Consider the following 254-nt stretch of genomic DNA (forward strand, 5'->3'; position numbering starts at 1 on the left):
TTACCACGTAAAGTCGTTCAAGATCAAATTGCTTTAGCAATCAACGAAGAAGTATTAGCACTTGAAGCTGCAGGAATCAAAGTTATCCAAGTTGACGAACCTGCATTACGTGAAGGCTTACCATTACATTCAGAGCGTAATGGTAAGCCTTCACGTAATGCAGGTTCGTCAACTTGGATAACTTTGATTCCTGCAGCTTCAAGTGCTAATACTTCTTCGTTGATTGCTAAAGCAATTTGATCTTGAACGACTTT

2 pseudogenes are annotated in these 254 nt (G+C 39.4%); one reads left to right on the top strand and one right to left on the bottom strand.

The features are described 5' to 3' along the window. A pseudogene (locus tag IDG63_RS14410) lies at positions 1 to 162 on the top strand (hypothetical protein); the annotation flags it as partial. Here IDG63_RS14410 and IDG63_RS14415 read toward each other — a convergent pair. Then, positions 117 to 254, bottom strand: a pseudogene (locus IDG63_RS14415) (hypothetical protein); the annotation flags it as partial. The pseudogenes IDG63_RS14410 and IDG63_RS14415 sit on opposite strands and share 46 nt — an antisense overlap.

Origin of the sequence: Staphylococcus sp. EG-SA-14, assembly GCF_017151935.1 — a bacterium.
Lineage (GTDB): Bacteria > Bacillota > Bacilli > Staphylococcales > Staphylococcaceae > Staphylococcus > Staphylococcus aureus.